The organism is Caballeronia glathei (assembly GCF_000698595.1).
Taxonomy (GTDB): Bacteria; Pseudomonadota; Gammaproteobacteria; order Burkholderiales; family Burkholderiaceae; genus Caballeronia; species Caballeronia glathei.
The window spans coordinates 13,067-32,969 of the sequence record NZ_JFHC01000031.1 but is presented as its reverse complement, the minus strand read 5'-3'; the positions used below and the strand labels follow the sequence as shown (position 1 = coordinate 32,969).

The window sequence follows — 19,903 nt, the reverse complement described above, 5'->3', positions numbered from 1 at the left end:
TCGGTCCGGGCTCGGCCAACTGTGGCCACTCGCCCGCGCGCCAGAAAAGACGCTCCAGCGTCGGTTCCACTCGGACAACGGACGTTCGCCGCATCTATTCCTTCGTCGTGTCGTCGGTCATCGCGTTCGATTACATTCTGTCCCATTGCGGTAGTCCATCGGCGGGCTGCTCCGAGAAAATGACGAGGGCTGAAGTCGTACCACTACGCCCGTTGGATCTCACGCCATCCTGCAGTTGCAACGCATTCGGAAACATAGCACCATGTGCCCTTCGCCAAAATTGATCAATCAGATTCGCACGGGGGCGTTATGGATGCGTTAGCTTTAAAAGACAGAATTCAGAAAACAATAGAACTTCGTGAAAGCCAGTTTCGCGAATTCAAAAGCGCTTTGCATGGCGAACCTGGTAACAAGAAGCCACGGGACTTGAGTTCGGTTTCCAAGGATATTTCCGAAACGCTGGTGGCATTCGCAAATGCTGATGGCGGGGAGCTACTCGTCGGTGTGGAAGACGACGGTACCGTAACCGGAATTTCCTATTCCGAGCAACAGGTCGATGTGTTACTAAAGGCCCCGGTAACTGGGGTGCATAAAGACACCCCTCTCCCCTCTCCATATGGGACGAGAATCACGATTGATGAAAAATCAATATTGTATTTCTATATCGATAAAAGCACGCGAGGAATACACCAAACAAGCGATGGCCGCTGTCTCCAGAGACGTGATCTAGAGTCCGTACCCGTTTCGGCCGCCCGGCTGCAGTTCGAAAGACAGGAACAGCTATCTAGACAGTACGATCGCGAATTTGTAGATGGCGCGTTAGTTACGGATCTGGACCTAACTCTCGTTGCTGCAGTCTCGGAAAATACCGCGCGCATGTCGCCCGAACGTTGCTTACAGTATCTCGGGTTGGCGGAGTACGGTCTGGGTATTCTGCGCTTACGCCGTGCAGCGCTCCTATTATTCGCCAAAGACGTTGAAAGATGGCATCCCCGTTGTCAAGTGAGAGTTGTCCGCATCCGCGGAACAGAACTCGGCACGGGGCGAGACTATAACGTGGCTACTGACGAGACCGTCACTGGTAACATCCTCCAGCTTCTTACTCAGGCATGGGAGCAACTCAGACCTCATTTGGTCGGAACAAAGCTGACCGATGACGCACTTTTTAGACAGCGCATTATGTACCCCGAAGACGCGTGTAGAGAGGCGTTAATCAACGCAATTACTCATCGTGATTATAGTATCGAGGGCAAGAATATCGAAATCCTGATTTTCGACGATCGAATGGAAATCCACTCCCCCGGCTCGTTGCTGTCAACAATAAGCGTTGACGATCTGAAGAGGCAGCAGGGATTGCACGAATCGCGCAATGTCCATGTCGCGAGAGGTCTGCGCGAGATTGGGTATGTTCGGGAAATGGGCGAGGGAATGCGTCGAATTTTTCGGTTGATAAAAGACGCCGATCTTGTTTCGCCGAATCTCGCCTCCGATCCTGGGAAGTTCGCGATTACATTGTTTCATAAGTCGGTCTTTTCCTCCGCTGATCAAGCGTGGCTCATTGGATATCAGCCACTGAAGCTGTCTCGTGAGGAGATGCTAGTGTTGCTGGCGGGGAAGAGCGGTGACCTAATGTCGCCTCAGCAGATATACGATTCGCTCGATCTGCATGACTGGGATCTGTACCGAATTCTTTACGAGCAACTTGCAGGAAAGGGGTTGATCGTGAACGCTGGAACGGGCGGAAAGAAACGGGGACTCGGGCGGCGCGAAATTCCGCGGCTTCGTATCCGGGATCCGCATGAGGTTGAGGCAATGCTTGCGGAACTTTATGGAGCACTGAGGCATGTTGTGCCGGTGCAGGTTGTGGACACAACTTTTCTGCAAGAGACGCTCGACGCGCTGCCCGCCAATAATGCCTATAAGAGCACGACGAAGCGGATGAGGAGGCTACTTGTAGATTTAGAGCTGTTGACCGCGGACGGAAAGGTAACAGGAAGCCTGACAAAAATGTGGCAAGCCGGCTCGCCACCGCCACCGCCGCCGCCGCGCACTGCACCGAAGGAGAAGGCAGAAGAGCCCTTGCCTCTTTTTTCTAAAGCGCCGACCGATCTCCGAATCGGAGGTGCGGAGGCCCTCCACATTGGAAACCTTGGTTATGCGGTGACCATCGACGAAATACGAGCCTTATTCGAACCATTCGGCGAAGTGACTGCGATTGATATGCAAACGGACTACGTTACAGGGAAAAATAGGGGGTACGCCTTCGTGAAGATGCTTGATCGGACGCAGGCTGTGCAGGCAATGGAAGCGTTGCGCGGTAAGGACATTAAGGGACGAAGTTTGCGGCTGGCGTGGAAGCGTTAGAGCGTTAGTTCGCCATTTAGTGGTGAAGATTGCGGTCTTTCCGAAGCGCGGAGTGCGTTCGTTGAAGGAAACCAACGGATGCAACCCTTTTCCGCGACTTCACTTTGCATAAGGAGCGGGTGTGCGAGTCGACCGTGCGTTTTGGCCGAACACCCGACTTCCCATGCGAATCGGCAGACGGCCGTTGTACGTTGGAAGCCGTCGTTGAGGACGCGCTGGGTGGACGGGCCGAAGTGGGTCGCGTGCTGCCGCTCGTAGGAAGGCTCCTGCCGATCGCGCGACGATCGGCAAGATTCGCCCAAGAAGCATCACTCGCCCGTATCGTCGTTTGGACGTTTAGACGTCCGTTTCGTGTGGGAAGCCGTCCAACGACGACTTCAGTGTGGGTCTAACTTTAATTGGAGCTTATTTTGATAGATGCCAATTCTCTTCTTCGCCCGCTCGATTACATCGCTGAAGTAAAGTATTTCGAAATAAGTTTCGCCGAGCGGGTATCGGGTTTTCGGATCCAGAAGCGCGTCCGATCGAAAATATCCATTCCCAAGCGGAAATGGTGTCCATCCAGATAAGCGCAGGGCATTTACAGTATCGCCTATGAGATAACCGTATATTTTCTTTAACTTTCCACCGGACTTTGCGGCCAACAGATGAGAGTATTCCGCAAGATCACCCACATAGTCATCCAAATGCACTCCAGGCGCCTTGAATTCAATGATTATCGCCGACCCCTCCTTGCTGAAAATTGCTATGTCTGGACGCTTTCCGCTATTTGCTGAAGCACGCTTTTCTAAAATCTTTTTTATTTCAACATCAATATCGCGTTCAAATATTTTTTCACCCCCATTCCAAGCGATATTCGCAAGAGGAACGTCTGATGCTATATAGTCGTAATAATGGTACTCCTCGCTTAGTAGCCAAATATCGTGATCATCGACCTCCGAGCTATCCTTACGCATCGGAAAGAATATGTTGTGAATGATCTGCTCATTCTTGCGACGAGCTCCATTGCTTACAGTCTGCATTGCAAGCTTTTCGTTGCATGCCAAGTCTAAAATTTGGACGATAGCGGCCCGGCGAACGATAAGCTGGGATAAATTCGCCATATCGAAGTTTTTTAACGAAGACGTGTATTTCCACGCCAAATCATTAATCAATGCCCGAAATTCCTCGGAATCCGGCTCCGCCTTAATGATTTCCTCTTTTAGGTTGTAAATAGCGGCGGTTTCGTCAACCACTCGCTCCTGATATTTTTTCAACACACGCTCGGCGACCGCCTGTGGTGTTTCGCCGTAAACAATGCGGGTTGATGTATCTTGGAGCATAGCCTCGCTTATGCCAAATTGGTTGGTTATATCCCGGAGTACATCGTCTTTGTTCCAGTTCGCGGGGACCACCATCTCTTCGATCACAGGATCGATAGCATCATAGATCGTGGCGTAGGACAGCTTTTCGCCGGAAAATAGATCGCCGATAGAGATTTCGGCTGGAATGTTTTCGAAGTCATCGCGTTGCTCGTTCACGCGCTGATCCAGATAGTCGCTCTCAATAAGGACGATGTGATGCGATCCATCTACAGGGTTATTTTGTTGAGCTCGGGTCCGTAGATAGCGCTGCGTAATGTCCTTTACCGGTGACGACTTTGCACAAAATGCGATCGCGTTTCTTGGAAGCCCATACTCGCTAGCGTTAAGTTGATAGTGGTACAGCGTGAAGTGTTGGTAAGTACCGAGACCGTCACCCGTATCCGGATCGCGTTCCTCGACTTTGACTTCGCGCTTTGCCGTAACCGCTGGCAAATCAGAACGTGTTAGCGAATCGCTTCGTTCGCCATCCTTCCAATGGCGTGTGACGAACGTGATTTTGAAATTGCCCAGACGGCGATCGAGACCGACCAGTCGTTGAAGGAACGCGATCAACATTTGCTTTTTCAAAACCGACGCCGAGAAGAGGGCGCTTAGTGGTTGCCCTTGTGCGATTCGGCCTCGCACGGCTTCCTTGAAGCCTTTGAGCAGAATTGTCGTTCCGATTTCACTCTCATTTCCGGAGCTACTACTAAAATTTTCGGCGTCAATTTGCTTCGCCGGCTCCGAGTAATGCATTTCTCGCCTAATAAACTTGCCGCCTTTCCGGTATGTGCTATTGATGGCGAGGCCGGAAAAATGATGGAAAAATTGTATGCGACCTGCGCCTTTGCAGCTGCCAATCCCGGAGATGGAAAGATCGTCTTTATAAGATGTGTCTTTCGTCAAGAACGCCTTAAGCTGATCGTCGCCGAGGCCGCATCCATTGTCCTTGCAAAACACTGTCATGTCTTCTTTAGCGTCAAGGAGATCTTCCCAATTGAACTCAACCTCGATCTCAACACGCATATCTTCCGCCGAGGCGTCTACATGCTTTCGTATGAGAAAGGAATCGATGGCGTTGGAGATCAGCTCTTCGAAAACGACATATGGATTAGAACTGAGTTTGGTGTTCTTTATGCTGCCCCGGATATCAAGCGTCATTTCTGTCCCAAGTGCTGTAGAGGATGGGTTGCGAATTTTCGCGGCGGTCCTAAAGATAGCCACTCTGCTTTCTGCGCCTTCGATTCGGCTCTCCCTATCGGTAAGAGTATAACGAAGCGGCCACTTCGATGCCTTAACCTCAATATGGGGCAAATGGAAATTCCAGTGATCTTATCGACATGGGCCGCTGCGCCTTGGAAGCTGCCTTTGAGTGGGTCGTACGAAGAATGTCTCAGAAGGGTCAAAAAGAGACTTCCTAGGACGAGACACGCTGGGGTACCCTCGCGTGATCATTCGCGGCGCGCTTCGCTGATTTACCGCTAGCTGGGCCGGAACAATGCTTGCCTTACGGGAGGCAGATCACCGAAGGAGCGCGACATGGCCGAACAGCACAACCCGGCGAGAAGATTCAGACGTCTGGCATCTACAACGTGGTGAAAGAAGGCGACGGCGGCTCCGGCTTCGAAGTCGAAGGCGAGGGCGAGCATTTTCCGCCCCCGCGCAGCGGCAAGGATGCGCATTACGAGTTGGTTCACGGCGCGACGGCAGCGGCGAAAAGTAGGTCGTTCAGTGATGGTGCCAATGCGGTGCCATCTTTGGTGCTGATTCCGCCAGTTCTTTGATTTAATGATCATATTTTTCCGTATCGAGCAGATCAAGTATTCGACCGCGCTGCCGGTCAGGCCGCCGCTCGTCGATACGGGGCGCTGACGCTGGTTCAGGATCGCTGGGCGGCGCGCAAGGCAAAGGCTTCTGAAATCCGATGCGGGTAACATGACGGCTTCGTTTCCCCCAAGACCCGCAGAGCCTGCCTTCATGACCGACGACCGCCGCAGCAACAGTTCGCCCAAAAAGAATCCGACATTCGCGATCAGCGTGTTCATCGTCGTCGTCGTACTGCTCGTGGTCGGGACGCTCTTCTTCAATGCGATCCGCGAGAAGCGCGAATACGACCGGGAGAACGGCGAGCCGGCGGCGGCGAGCGGCGCGAGCCCCGCGGTGCCGGCACTCGGCGCTTCGCAGCCACAACCGCAGCCACAACCGCAATCACCGCCGCAATCGCAGTCTCAGTCCCAGTAAGCGAGGCCCCTCACGCGGGCAGGTGGATCAGGCTCGCGTCCTTGCGGATCAGTGTCGACGCGGCCAGCATCTGCTTGCATTGATGCGCGAGCAGCTTCAGGTCGTGGACGGTTTCGCTCGGCACGTTCGACGCGCGTTCGGCCGCGACGACCATCGCATCCAGTTCGCGCGTGAGCTGGCGAATCTGCTCCTGCTGATTCTCGCGCGGCGGTGCGCCGCCTTGCGCCTGCGTCAGGTTGTCGCGGACTGTGTCGAGCGTGCGGTGCACGGGCTCGATCGTGAAGCCGCCCGCGCCCGGCAGCGACTGCAGGAGCGGCGCCGCGGCCGTGATCTGCGACGCGAGCACGTGGCTCTGGATCAGCAGGTCGTTGAGTTCGGCGACGAACTTCTGGTGCGCCTTCGGTTCGAGCATCATGCGCTGAAACGCCTGTCCGAGATTGGCGAACGCAATATGTACGTTCTTGCGAGCCAGCCGGTAGCGAAAGTCGCGATCGAGCGCGGTGGCGACGACGGTCGCCGCGGCCGATGCCCCCGAGCCCGTGGTCGCGGCCGTGCTTTCGCCGACGCTGACCGACGACAGCTTCGCCGCCGCTGCCGTCGCGGACTTGACGGCTGTGTCGGCGCTTGCCGGTGAAGGCTGAACTGGCGCCTTTGCGGTTTGCGCCGCTTGCGCCGGCTGTACCGATGGCACCGACGGCACCGACGCCACCGCCTTCGCCGCCTGCACCTCGCCCGCCGTTGCGACCGCTGCCCGCGCGTTGCTGTCGGCGAACACGGCATCGGCGAGCGCTTTCGCCTGCGCCTCGGTTTGCGCCTCGGCCGGAAGCGCGGCTTGCACCAGGACTTTCGTGTGTTGCGCCTCGTGACTCGTCTCGGCCGGCGCTTGCGTGCGCGCGCTCGCCGCCGCGCCCGCCTGTGCCTTCACGGCCGCGGCATTCTCCGCCTGCGCCGCCGCTGGCTTGCCGTTCCACCACCAGCTGGCCTCGAGGTAATTGCGCGTCGCGGCGATCATGTCGTTGACGAGCTTGCCCATCAGCCGGTATTCCCAGTAGGGGAAGAGGTGGCTCGCGGCGATCGCGATCGCGCAGCCGACCACCGTGTCGATCGCGCGCTCGCCGATGAGGCGCAGGCTGCCCGGCGCGAGCAGGTGGAACATCAAGAGCACGAACGACGACGTGAACACGACGCTCGCCGTGTAGTTGAAGAGCAGCAGGCTGTAGCTCATCACCATCGACGCGAACATCACGATCATCAGCAGATGCGGTTCCTTGACGATCAGGATCAGCGCGACGGTCGCCGCGCAGCCGATCGCCGTGCCGATGATCCGCTGCGTGTTGCGCTGCTTGGTGAGCGAATAGCCGGGCTTCAGGATGATGACGGTCGTCATCACGATCCAGTAGGCGTTGGTGAGCGGCAGGAGCCGTCCGAGCCAGAAGCCGACGCCTACCGCGATCGTCACGCGCAGCGCGTGCCGGAAGCTCGGCGAGGCCATCGTGAGGTTCGAGAAGATCTGCATGTACGACACGCGCCGGCTGGAGACGAAGCGCGACAGCGCGTGGTCGATGCGCACTTCCGTTTCCGTCGTGTCGTCGCCGGTGCGCGTGTGGCGGCGCATCCGGTCGATCAGGCGCGTCGCGCTCCAGAGCCGCCGGAACACCGCCGCGACCGCCGCATACGCTTCGGGATTCTTCTCGGGCAGCCCGTGCTTGCGCATCAGTTCGAGCTCGTACTCGATCGCGCGCAATTCGGCCTTCACGCTGATGCGCGCACGCGCGGGCTCGTTCTGCAGCACCGCGAGGCCGATTTCCTCGAGGTCCGTCGCCGCCTTCATGCAAAGGTCGCGGTAGAAGATGAGCAGATCGGAGCCGCTGAAGGCGCTGCGCACGAGCGGATAGTCGGTATGCGCGCCGACGAAGAACTCGTGCAGATCGACCACGTTGATGAACAGGTTGAAGAGCTTCGCGCGGCGCGGGTCGAGCTTGCCGCTCTGCAGCTTCGGCAGGTTGCGCAGCACGATGTCGCGGGCGGCGTCCTGGCGCTCGACGGCCGCGATCTGCGTTTCGATCAGCTTTCGGTAGCACTCGTCCAGATCGGCGTCCGGATCGTAGAAGCGGGCGCGCGCCATCAGGTATTCCCCGCAGCTGAAGATGCTTTCCGCAAGCGCCTGCTGCTCGATGCGGTAGACCTGCCAGCGGCTGATGAGGGTCGCCCAGTACGTATACCAGAGGCCGCCGAGCAGGATCCACGATGCGTTGACGAGCGCCTGCATCGGCGTGAATTGATCCTCGAGCGTCACGATCATCATGAAGAGCGTGGCGAAGCTGATCTGCGGCCAGCGGTTGCCGTACACGACGATCAGCGAGAGCACGAACGTGAGCGGCACGACGGTGAGCCACAGCGTGACCGGATGTGCCGACGCGATGCCCGTGGCGAGCGCGGCGAAAAAACCGATCACCGAGCAGGCGAGCATCTCGTTGTGCTTGTGCTTCAGCGGCCCGGGCATGTCGACGACGCACGCGCCGAGCGCGCCCGTCGCGATGGTGAAGCCGAGATCCCGGTTGTGAAAGACCGTGAGCATCAGTACGGCGGGTAGCGACACGCCGAGGGCGATGCGCAAGCCGCCGAAGAAATACTGGCTGTAGATGAACTTCCTGATTTCGAGCGAATAGCGCATCGACTTCCTGTGTGTTGCTTGTTTGTTGCGTGTGTCTATCGCGCCGTCCCGTGCCGATGCCGGCGGGGCGTGAATGCCGGGTTCGAGTCTAACCCAACTGAGTCGGGTTCTGACCTCGGCCGTTCGGCCAGGTTCTGTGCGCGGGCCGCGTTTGTTATGCTGTTGCTTCATCGGAAAGCGCACAGGCCTTATGCTCGAACTCTTCTATTCGAACCGCCACGAAACGCTGTCGCAGGCGCTTTTCGACGACCTCGCGGCGTTCTCGATGCACGGCGGCGATCCGTTCGCCATCCAGCCCGTGATCGTGCCGAGCGCAGCGGTGCGCCGCCGGCTCGAACTCGATCTGGCCGGACGTTTCGGCATCTGCGCGAATGTCGGGTTCGGCTATCTCGCGCAGTGGCTGTGGGCGCAGATCGGCCGCGTGATGACCGTGCCCGCGCACTCGCCGTTCGCGCCCGACCGGCTCGCGTGGCGCTGTTACCGGCTCCTGTCGCAGCCTTCGTTCGGCGAGTCGAAGCGGCTTTCGTCCTATCTCGATGCCGCCGACGACCCGATGCGCTACGAACTCGCGCGCCGCATCGCGACGGTGTTCGACCACTATCTGACCTATCGCCCGGAGTGGCTCACGCAATGGCAGGCGGGCGGCTCGATCCTCGCGTCGCCAGGCGCGCCGGAAGGCGACCTGCGCGGGCCGCGCCTGCCGGGCGCGAGCGACATCCAGCGCGAGGACGAACGCTGGCAGGCGGCGCTGTGGCGCGCGCTGCTCGCCGATCTCGCGGACCACGCGCAGGAAGCCGGCCACGATCCGACGCCGCCCGCCTACCGCTTTCTCGCAGATTCCGCGAAGCTCGATCTCGACGCCGTCATGCGCGCCGAGTGGCCCCAGCGCATCAGCGTGTTCGCGCTGCCGACCATGCCGCCGCTGCATATCGCGCTCTTGCGCGAGCTGTCGCGCTGGATCGACGTGCGCATCTACGCGATCAATCCGTGCCGCGAGTTCTGGTTCGACATCGTGAGCGTCGCGCGCGTCGAGCAGCTCGAGATGAAGGGCGAGCTCGACTATCAGGAAGTCGGCAATCCGCTGCTCGCCGAATGGGGCCGCCAGACGCAGGCGCAACTGCACATGCTGCACGAACTGACCGAGAGCGCGGCGTCGCGCGAGGCGAGCCATTTCGAGGAGAATCCCGCGCCCACGTGGCTCGCGCGCGTGCAGAACGCGATTCTCGACCTGCGCGAATCCGCTGGCGGCGAAGGCATCGGGCATGAGGTCACGCATCCCGGTATCGAAGTGCACGTCTGCCACAGCCTGTCGCGTCAGCTCGAGGTGCTCCATGACCGCCTGCTTGGCTGGTTCGACGAGATCGAGGGGCTGGAGCCGTCGGACGTGCTCGTCGCGTTTCCGGATCTGGCGGTGGCCGGGCCGCTCATCGACGGCGTGTTCGGCACGGCGCCGGGCGGTGCCGCCGGCGAGCGGCGGCGCATTCCGTACCGCATCACGGGCTTGCCGCCGTCGCAGGCGAATCCGGTCGCGCGCGTGCTGCTCGACTGGCTCGCGCTGCCCGAGCGCAGCGTCGGCGCGCCCGAGCTGATCGAGTGGCTGCGCGTGGATGCGATCACCGCGCGCTACGGCATCGACGCCGCCGCGCTCGAAACCGCACAGTCGTGGCTCGCGGCGGCGGGCGCCCGCCGCGGCCTCACGCCGGACGAAGTCGCGGCGGAGCACGTGCCCGCGGCGCGTCACACGTTCTCGGATGCCCTCACGCGGCTCTTTCTCGGCTACGCGCTGCCCGACGGCGGCGCGCCCGTCGACGAATGGCTGCCGGTGGAAGGCGCGAACGGCTCGGACGCGGCACTGCTCGGGCGGCTCACGCGCTTCATCGACGACATCGACGCCTTCTCCGAGCGCGTCGCCGCGCCGCGCACGCCGCGTGCGTGGGGCGAGATCATGCTCGACGCGCTGGAACGGTTCTTCGACTCAGGCCTCGCGTTCAGTGATTCCATTGCCGACGTGCGCGGCACGCTCGACGCGCTCATCGTCGCGATGGACGAGGGCGCGGGCGAGACCGAAGTCTCCGCCGCCGTGCTGCGCACCGCGTTCGCCGACGCGCTCGACGACCCCGCGCGCGGCGGCGTGCCCTGGGGCGGCGTCACGTTTTCGTCGCTCACGAGCCTGCGCGGGCTGCCGTATCGCGTGATCTGCCTCGTCGGCATGGACGACGGCATGCTGCCGAGCCTCGCGCGCGCCGACGAATTCGACCTGATGGCGAGCTTCGGCAAGCTCGGCGACCGCCAGCGCCGCGACGACGAGCGCAATCTGTTCCTCGACCTGCTCCTGTCGGCGCGCGATCGCTTCGTGGTCGCGTACACCGGGCGCAGCATTCGCGACAACGCGGCGCTGCCGCCCGCCGCGCTGATCGACGAGCTGCTCGACTATCTGGCGGAGTCGGCGGCAGGCGAGCACGCGTCGCCCGACGAACTGGCCGAGGCCCGCGCGCGCTTCGTGTTCGAGCATCCGTTGCAGCCGTTCGCGCCGGACTATTTCGAGCCGCAGGCGCCGCTCTTCACCTACGAGCCCGAGCGCGCCGAGCTTGCGCGCACGCTCGCGCTCGGGCGCCCCGAGCCGCCGGTGAGGTTCTTTTCCGAGCCGCTTGCCGCTGAAGACGATGAAGACAACGGGGCGCAAGCCGTCGCTTTCGACGACTTCGTACGCTTCTGGCGCCATCCTGCCCGCGCGCTCCTGCGCGACCGGCTCGGCATCGCGCTCTTCGACGCGCAAGGCGAGCTTGGCGACACGGAGCCGTTCGAACTCGACTACAGCGGCCGCGACGCGCTTGCCGAGCGCGTGCTGCCTGCGCTCCTGAACATGACCGGGGACGGCGATCACCTTGCGCGCGAGCGCGCGCGGCGCGTTGCGCGGGCGAGTCCTGAAATGCCGGGCGGCGCGACGGGCGGCGTATGGCAGACGCAGGAACTGCGCGCGCTGCATCAGCTTGCGAATCGCGTGCGCGTGTCGACGGGCGAAGGCACGACGCGCCTGCCGTTCACGCTCGATATCGAGCCGCGCTGGCCCGACACGGAAGGTGTCGCGCTGTTCGGCACGCACGACGCACGGCTCGCGGACGCCCGGCCGCTGCAACTGCACGGCACGCTCAACCTGCTGACGCCGCAGGGCCAGGTGATCTACCGGTACGACGCGCCGCGTGCGCGCGACTATCTGTCGGCGTGGCTCGCGCATCTCGCGTATTGCGCAGCGGACCCGGGCGGCCCGCGCCGCACCGTCTGGCATGGGCGAGGGGCGCAGTCGTCGGATTTCGAACTGACGCCGGTCGCCGATCCGCTCGCGCATCTCGCGGCGCTCGCCGCGCTCTATCGCGCGGGGCGGCGTATGCCGCTGCGTTTCTTTCCGAAGAGCGCGTGGCTCAAGATGACCGAAGGCGATTCGAAAGCGGAAAGCGCGTGGCTGTCGGAGCGCACGCGCAGCGAATCGGACGATCCCGCGTTGCGCATCGCCTTCCGGGGCGCGAATCTCGCCCTCGACGACACCTTCGCCGTGCTCGCGAAGATCGTCTTCGAGCCGCTCATCCGGCATGTGCGGAGCGACGCATGACGAACGCACCGCAAACCGGTTTCCAGACCGCCCCGCACGCCGACGCGCAGGAGCTCGACGTCTTCGCATGCCCGCTCGACGGCGTCAACCAGATCGAGGCGTCGGCGGGAACGGGCAAGACCTGGAACATCTGCGCGCTCTACGTGCGCCTGCTGCTCGAAAAGCAGCTCGCCGCCGACCAGATCCTCGTCGTCACCTTCACGAAGGCCGCGACCGCCGAGCTGCACGAGCGCATCCGCTCGCGCCTCACCGAACTCGCGCACGCGATCGAGAACGGCGACGCCGGCGGCGATCCGTTCATCGAGCGGCTCTTCGAAACGACGCTTGCCGCCATCGATCCGCAAGAAGCGCTGAAGCGTATCCGCATCGCGCTGCATACCTTCGATCAGGCCGCGATCCACACGATCCACGCGTTCTGCCAGCGCGCGTTGCAGGAAGCGCCGTTCGCGGCCGCGATGCCGTTCGCGTTCGAAATGCAGGCCGACGATAGCGCGCTGCGTTTCGAGCTCGCCGCCGACTTCTGGCGCGAGCGTGTCGAGCCAGCGGCGGCGCGCGAACCGTCGTTCGCGGCGTGGCTCGTCGCGAAGGGCGCGGGGCCCGCGTCGCTCGACGCGCAGCTCGCGCGGCGTCTGAAGAAACCGCTTGCGGCGCTGCGCTGGGGCGGCACGCAGGCGGCGGCCACGGAGGATGCGCGAGCCGTCTTCGATGCAGCTTGCGCGCTCTGGCACGCCGAGCGCGACACGATCGCGCGCCTGCTTTTCGACGCCGAGGCGAAGCTCAGCAAGACGACGCACAAGCGCACGCTGATCGACGCGGCCATCGACGCGTGGGCCGCGTACTTCTCGAACGCCGACTGCTACGCAGCGCCCCCGCACGAGGCGCTCAGGCTCACCGCGAGCGCCTTGAAGAAGGGCACGAAGGTGAAGCACCAGCCGCCGGAGCATCCGTTCTTCGAGCACGCCGATGCGCTCGCGGTCGCCGCCGAGGCCGCCGAGGCGGCGCAGCGCGCGCTGTGGCTCGGCATCGTGCGCGAATGGCTCGACCATGCGCCCGCCGAGCTCGCGGCGAGGAAGCGCACGCGCCGCGTGGTGTCGTTCGACGACCTGCTCTCGAACCTGTACCACGCGCTGATGAAGCACGCGTGGCTCGCCGATGCGTTGCGCACGCGCTATCCGGCCGCGCTGATCGACGAGTTCCAGGACACCGATCCGCTCCAGTTCGCGATCTTCGAGCGGGTGTTCGCGCCGCGCGGGCCGCTCTTTCTCGTGGGCGACCCGAAGCAGGCGATCTACAGCTTCCGCGCCGCCGATTTGCATACGTATCTGGCGGCGCGCGCGGGGGCGTCGGCGCGCTATACGCTCGCGGTCAACCAGCGTTCCACGGCGCCGATCATCGACGCCTGCAACCGCGTCTTCAGCGCGAACCCGGCGGCGTTCATCCTGGACGGACTCGACTATCAGCCGGTGCGCGCGGGCACGCGCAAGCGCGCGCCGTTCGCGGACGGCACGGCGGCCGGCGCCTGGTCCGACACCGCCGACTTCTGCGTGTGGATGCTGCCGCACGGCGAGTCGATCCGCTCGAAGTCGGGCGCCCAGCGTGACGCCACCGAAGCGTGCGCGGCGGAAATCGTGCGTCTCCTGCGCGGTGCGCAGCAGGGCGAGGTGACCGTCGGCGGCAAGCCGCTTTCGCCCGGCGAGATCGCGGTGCTCGTGCAGACGCACCGGCAGGGCAGTCTCGTCAAGCGCGTGCTCGCGGCCTGGGGAGTGGGCAGCGTGGAACTCGCGCAGGCATCGGTGTTCGGCTCGCTCGACGCGGAGCAGATCGAGCGCGTGCTGGCCGCCATCGACACGCCCGGCGACCTGCGCCGCCTGCGCGCCGCGCTCGCGACCGACTGGCTCGGCCTCGACGCCGCCGCGCTGTGGCGCCTCGAACACGCTGATTCGGCCGACGCCGCGAGCGACGCGATGAGCTGGGTCGAGCGCTTCTCGCGCTACCGCGCGCTCTGGCACGAGCGCGGCTTCGCGGTCATGTGGCGCACGCTCGCGCGCGAACTGCAGATCGCGCAGCGGCTCGTCGCGGGTCCGGACGGCGAACGGCGTCTGACCAACGTGAACCACCTCGCCGAACTGCTGCAGGCGCGCACGGCGGCGCAGCCCGGCATCGCGCCGACGCTGCGCTGGCTCGCCGCGCAGCGCATGGAGGAGGGCGGCGGCGAGGACGCGCAGCTGCGGCTCGAGTCCGACCGCAACCTCGTGCAGATCGTGACGGTGCACAAGTCTAAGGGACTGGAGTACGCGGTCGTGTTCTGCCCGTTCCTCAACGACGGATCGTTGCGCGAGCCGCCGTCGTCGGGTCTGCCCGATGCGAAGGAGTATCACGACGACGCCGGCGACGCCGTGCTCCATTACGGCACCGACGACGAGGAAGCGGCGCGAGCGGCGGCGAGCATCGCCCGCGAGCACGCCGCCGAACGCGCGCGGCTCGTCTACGTCGCGCTCACCCGCGCGGTCTACCGGTGCTACGTGGTGGGCGGCGTCTACATGGTGGGCAAGAATTCGAGCAAAGAGTCGCGCCGCAGCGTGCTCAACTGGCTCGTCGCGGGCAGGGGGCATGCGTTCGGCGACTGGCTTGCCGAGCCGCCCGGGGAGAACGGGATCGTCGACGGCTGGCGTGCGCTCGCCGCACATTCCGGCGGCTCGATTTCGCTCGAGCCGCTGCCCGTGATCGATGCGCGCGAACCGCTCGTCTCGCGCGCATCGTCGGCGCACGAGCCCGCCGCGCGCGCGAGCCGGCGCCTCTTGCGCGACAGCTGGCGCATGGCGAGCTTCAGTTCGCTGATCGCGGCGGGCGCGCGCGACGAATCGAACCAGCCGCCACCCGCCGACGCGCGTCCCGATCACGACGAACTGGTGGACGCGATCGACGCGCTGCAGGCGGGTGTCGTGGCGCCGCGCGAACGGGCGCCGCTTGCCGAGGACGACATCCTCGCGTTCCCGCGCGGCCCGGCCGCGGGCGAATGCCTGCACCGGATGTACGAACTGGCGGATTTCACGCAGCCGGACACCTGGCCGGAGGCGATCCGGCGTGCGCTGCGCGAACATCCGACGCCTGCCGCCGAGGCGCTCGCGCGGCAGTTGCCGTCGATGATGGCGCGGCTTCTCGCCGATACGGTCGCGACTGAACTCGTGCCCGGCATGCGGCTCGACGCGATCCCGCCCAAGCGCCGCATGAACGAACTGGAGTTCCTGTTTCCCGCCCGCTCGCTCGATTTCGCGGCGCTACGGCGCCTGCTCTCCGAGCACGATTTCCCCGATGTCGCACTCGAGGCGGGGAGTCTGCGCGGCTTCGTGAAAGGATTCATCGACATGATCGTCGAACACGGCGGCCGCTTCTGGATCGTCGACTGGAAGTCGAACCATCTGGGCGACACGCCCGCCGACTACGACGCGCCAGCGCTCGAAGACGCGATGGCGTCGCACGCGTACCACCTGCAGGCGCTTTTCTACGCGGTCGCGCTGCATCGCTACCTGCGCACGCGCCTGCCCGGCTACGCGTACGAGACGCATGTCGGCGGCTATCTGTACCTGTTCGTGCGCGGCGTGCGGCCCGGCTGGCGCAACGGCGAGGCGCCCTCGGGCGTGCACGTCGGGCGGCCGTCGAAGGCGCTCGTCGAGGCGCTCGACAGGCTGATGTCGGGAGGCGCGGCATGAGCACGCCCGACGCGAATCCCGCCATTGCCGCCATGCCCGCCGACGACGGCGTCGCGCTCGCCGAAGGCTTCGCGCGCAGGATCGGCGCGCTCGGGCGGCGCCTGCGCGCCGATGCCCGCAACGTGCGATGGGCCGAGCGCGCCGCATTCGCCGTCAGCCGCGCGACGGCGCAGGGGCACGTCTGCGTGTCGCTAGCGGCGCTCGCCGGGCGTTACGGGGAAAGCGCGGCGGCGGTGCGCGCCGCGCTCTTCGCGAGCGGCCTCGCCTGCGATGGCGAAAGCGCGGGGGCGGACCTGCTGCCGCTCGTGATCGACGAAGGCGGGCGCGTCTATCTCGCGCGCTATTACGAGTACGAGCGGCGGCTCGCGCAGGCGCTCGTCGCGCGCTCGGGCGCGGACGGTGCGACGGCGAAGGCACCGGATGCACGGGACGCTCCGGACCCCGCGACCGCGGCGAAGCGCATCGCGCGCTACTTCGGCGCACCGCAAGACGACGACATCGACTGGCAGCGCGTCGCGGCACTCGTTGCGCTTTCCGGGCGCCTCACGATCGTGAGCGGCGGACCGGGCACGGGGAAGACGACGACCGTCGTCGGCGTGCTTGCCTGTCTGCTCGACGAAGCCCCGAGCCTGCGCATCGCGCTCGCCGCGCCCACCGGCAAGGCCGCGCAGCGCTTGCAGGAAGCGTTGATCGAGCGCGCCGACCGCTTACCGCGCGAACTGGCCGAGCGGCTGCCGCGCACATCGTTCACGCTGCAGCGGCTGCTCGGCACGCAGGCGAACGGGCGCTTTCGCCATCATCGCGACAATCCGCTGCCGTATGACGTGATCGTGGTCGACGAGGCGTCGATGATCGACGTCGCGCTTGCCGCGCATCTGCTCGAGGCGGTGTCGCCCGAGGCGCGGCTCGTGATGCTCGGCGACAAGGATCAACTGGCGGCGGTCGAAGCCGGGGCGGTGTTCGCGGAGCTGAGCGCGCGGCCCGTGTTCAGCGAAGCGGGCGCGGCGCGCATCGCGGCGGCCCTGTCGATCGCTCCCGCGCGCCTGATGGCCTCGTTGCCGGACGAAGCGGCCGAGCCCGCCGACATGTCCGGTACGTTCGCGCCACCCGATGACGAAGTCGCCTATCTGCCGGATGCCGACAGCGAAGGTTACGCGCAACTGCATGAAGCGATCCCCGAGCCGTGGCATCCTGTTCCCGTTCCTGTGCCCGACGGCCAGCCGGCGGGAAATCCGCTGACCGATTGCGTCGTGTGGCTCGAGCGCAATTACCGGTTCGGGCTCGATTCGGATATCGGCAGGCTGTCGCTCGCGATCCGGCGCGGTTCGCCGCAAGCGGCGCTCGATGCGCTTGAAGCCGATCGCGGCGCGGCGTCCGAACGCGCGGCCGTGCTCGTCGACGACACCGCGCCTGCCCTCTCCGAACGCACGCTCGCGCGCCTGTCCGCGGGTTTCGCACCCTATGCCGAGGCGCTCGCCTCGACGCTCGACGCGCAGGCGGACCCGTCGCAATTGTTCGACGCGCTGAATCGCTTTCGCGTGCTCTGCGCGACGAAGAAAGGCGCGCGCGGTGTCGACGAAATCAACGCGCGGGTGGCGGCGAAAGTGCGCGAGCGCGCGCGCGTCACGCATGCGCTCGGCGCGCAATGGTTCGCGGGGCGGCCGGTGATCGTGACGCGCAACGACTATGCGCTCGGCCTTTTCAACGGCGACATCGGCATCGCGCTGCCCGCCGCCGACGGCGCGCTGCGCGTCTGTTTCCGGATGGCCGACGCGTCGCTGCGCTACGTGTCGCCGGCCGCGCTCCCGCCGCACGACACCGCGTTCGCGCTGACCGTCCACAAGTCGCAGGGCTCGGAGTTCGATCACGCGGCGCTCGTGCTGCCGGCGGCGTTCAATCGCGTGCTCTCGCGCGAACTCGTCTATACGGCGATCACGCGCGCGAAGAAGCGCATCGAGGTGATCGGCTCGCCCGCGATCCTCGCGCAGGCGGTCGCGACGCCCACGCGCCGCGATTCGGGGCTGGCGGCGCGCATCGAACGTATCGCGCGCATCGCGAGCCTGGCGGAGCACTGACCCATGACCACCCACGCATTCGAGGTCCTGCCGAGCGAAGTCGAGCTCACCGCCGTGCGCGCGCAGGGCGCGGGCGGGCAGAACGTCAACAAGGTGTCGAGCGCGATCCATCTGCGCTTCGACATCCGCGCGTCGTCGCTGCCCGAGGCGATCAAGCTGCGCCTGCTCACGCTCTCCGACAGCCGCGTGACGCGCGACGGCGTGATCGTGATCAAGGCGCAGGAGCATCGCACGCAGGACATGAACCGCGCGGCGGCGCTGGCCCGGCTCGACGAGATGATCCGCAGCGTGAGCGTGACGCGGCGCGCGCGGGTCGCGACGAAGCCGACGAGGGCGTCGCAGGTGCGGCGCGTCGAGAGCAAGGTGAAGCGCGGAGCGATCAAGGCGGGGCGGGGGAGGGTCAAGGGGGAGTAGGGCGGTTGCGCCGCAGGCGCCGGGGCCGATCGCGCCTCGCCGGCGTGCGCATCGAATGAAGGCGAAATGAAGGTGCAGTGAAGCGGATCGGCGCGCGCGAATCCGGGCCGGGCGGCGGCGAAGGAAGCCGCGCTCAGGCACGCAAAGCGAAGGACAAACCCGCGCATCCCGGGCCGCGAGTCCGTCGCTGAAAAAACAAGGGGCGGCCAAAGCCGCCCCCGATCAACCTGTGCGCGCGCTCACTCGCAGCGCGCCGCTTCCCGCCGCCGCCACCCCGGCACCCGGCTGATCACGCCCGTCGCAAGCGCCGTGCCGACCAGCACGACCGCGCATCCTTCGAGCATCACGAGCGACACCTGCTCGCCGAGAAACACCGCGCCCCACAGAATGCCGAAGATCGGGATCACGAACGTGACGGTCATCGCTCGCGCGGGACCCGCCACCGCGACGAGATGGAAGTACACGAAGTACGCGATGCCCGTGCAGGCCACGCCGAGCGCGAGCACCGCTTCCCAGGCCGTCGCGGACACGGGCGCGGCCGGCCACGTCGCGAACGCGATCGGCGCGAGCATGATGGTCGCGCCGAGCATGCTGCCGGTGGCGGTCGTCAGCGCATCGACGCCCGTCAGATACTTCTTCGTGTAGTTGCCCGCGACGCCATACAGCGCCGATGCCGCCAGCGCCGCGGCCGCGGCCAGCACGCCCTGCGCGGGGACGCTCGCCGCCGAGCTGCCCGCATGCGGCGTCGCGATCTGGTTCCACACGAGGATCAGCACGCCCGCGAAGCCGATCGCCATGCCGATGGTGCGCAGCGTCGTCAGCCGGTCCCTGAGCCAGAGGAACGCGACGAGCGCGCCCCAGAGCGGCGTCGTCGCGTTGATGACGGAGGTGACGCCCGCCGACAGCGTCAGCTCGGCGTACGCAAACAGGCAGAACGGCGCCGCCGAGTTCAGGATGCCGACGATGAAAAGCGGCACCGCCCGCTCGCGCAGCGTGGCAGCCGACTCGCGCAGCGGCCGCCGCGCAAGCAGCATCGCCACCAGGAAGATCGCGCCGATGCCGACGCGCAAGGCCATCAGCGGCGCGACGCCGAACTCGCCGACGCCCACGCGAATGAAGAGAAACGACGCGCCCCACAGCGCGGCGAGCACGAGCAACTGGATGAGATTGGCGGGAGACATGGTGAACGCGAACGACGTCCGCTGGCGAAAGGTTCGCGAATCTTATCACCGGCGTCGCGCGTGCTGCAGGGCGCCTGAAAGAGACCGCAAGGTTCGGGAGGTTTTCGGGCGATGCTGCGGTGCGGCACCGTCCGGCATGCGCGACGGCGCTCTCGCGGGCGCGCCTCATCCGCAATCTCGTCACACCGCGCGCGCACGCAAAGCCCCGCGGCGGGATCGCCCCGCTCGATGCGCAATCAGCCGCGCCCGGCTCACGCGCAAGCTCGTCGCGCGGCACGCGCAGGCAACAGCTGC

10 protein-coding genes are annotated in these 19,903 nt (G+C 64.7%); 6 read left to right on the top strand and 4 right to left on the bottom strand.

Annotation, left to right across the window (positions count from 1 at the left end):
• Positions 1-264: 264 nt before the first annotated feature.
• Complete coding sequence (locus BG61_RS19635; RefSeq protein WP_129572221.1) at positions 265-2,364, top strand: ATP-binding protein; 2,100 nt, start codon at positions 265-267, stop codon at positions 2,362-2,364.
• A gap of 377 nt (positions 2,365-2,741) precedes the next feature.
• On the opposite strand, the gene BG61_RS19630 is transcribed toward BG61_RS19635, so the two are convergent.
• The gene (locus BG61_RS19630) at positions 2,742-5,021 is read right to left on the bottom strand and encodes a hypothetical protein (protein ID WP_206540603.1); all 2,280 of its coding nucleotides are present in this window, start codon (positions 5,019-5,021) and stop codon (positions 2,742-2,744) included.
• Positions 5,022-5,188: 167 nt separating this feature from the next.
• Entirely contained in the window at positions 5,189-5,752 is a 564-nt protein-coding gene (locus BG61_RS44835) for a hypothetical protein (protein ID WP_169743313.1), read from the bottom strand.
• Between BG61_RS44835 and BG61_RS19620 the strand changes: the two genes are divergently transcribed.
• The gene (locus tag BG61_RS19620; protein ID WP_051672660.1) at positions 5,685-5,948 is read left to right on the top strand and encodes a hypothetical protein; all 264 of its coding nucleotides are present in this window, start codon (positions 5,685-5,687) and stop codon (positions 5,946-5,948) included. The two genes, BG61_RS44835 and BG61_RS19620, sit on opposite strands and share 68 nt — an antisense overlap.
• 10 nt (positions 5,949-5,958) lie before the next feature.
• On the opposite strand, the gene BG61_RS19615 is transcribed toward BG61_RS19620, so the two are convergent.
• Positions 5,959-8,622, bottom strand: coding sequence for an FUSC family protein (locus BG61_RS19615; protein ID WP_035936289.1), 2,664 nt, complete (start codon positions 8,620-8,622; stop codon positions 5,959-5,961).
• A 190-nt stretch (positions 8,623-8,812) separates the two neighbouring features.
• Here BG61_RS19615 and recC point away from each other — a divergent pair, with 190 nt between their 5' ends.
• The 4 genes from recC to arfB are packed head-to-tail and all read left to right on the top strand — an operon-like array spanning position 8,813 to position 18,428.
• Complete coding sequence (recC, locus tag BG61_RS44035) at positions 8,813-12,229, top strand: exodeoxyribonuclease V subunit gamma (protein ID WP_035936287.1); 3,417 nt, start codon at positions 8,813-8,815, stop codon at positions 12,227-12,229.
• Entirely contained in the window at positions 12,226-15,939 is a 3,714-nt protein-coding gene (gene recB / locus BG61_RS19605; protein ID WP_035936285.1) for an exodeoxyribonuclease V subunit beta, read from the top strand. Before recC ends, recB begins: the two co-directional genes overlap by 4 nt.
• A complete protein-coding gene (locus BG61_RS19600) occupies positions 15,936-18,014 on the top strand; it encodes an AAA family ATPase (RefSeq protein WP_035936283.1) in 2,079 nt (692 codons plus the stop codon). The genes recB and BG61_RS19600 overlap by 4 nt, the downstream gene beginning before the upstream one ends.
• 3 nt (positions 18,015-18,017) lie before the next feature.
• Positions 18,018-18,428, top strand: a complete 411-nt coding sequence (arfB, locus tag BG61_RS19595; RefSeq protein WP_035936281.1) for an alternative ribosome rescue aminoacyl-tRNA hydrolase ArfB — start codon at positions 18,018-18,020, stop codon at positions 18,426-18,428.
• A 239-nt stretch (positions 18,429-18,667) separates the two neighbouring features.
• Here arfB and BG61_RS19590 read toward each other — a convergent pair whose 3' ends face one another.
• Entirely contained in the window at positions 18,668-19,609 is a 942-nt protein-coding gene (locus BG61_RS19590; protein WP_035936279.1) for a DMT family transporter, read from the bottom strand.
• Positions 19,610-19,903: the final 294 nt, after the last annotated feature.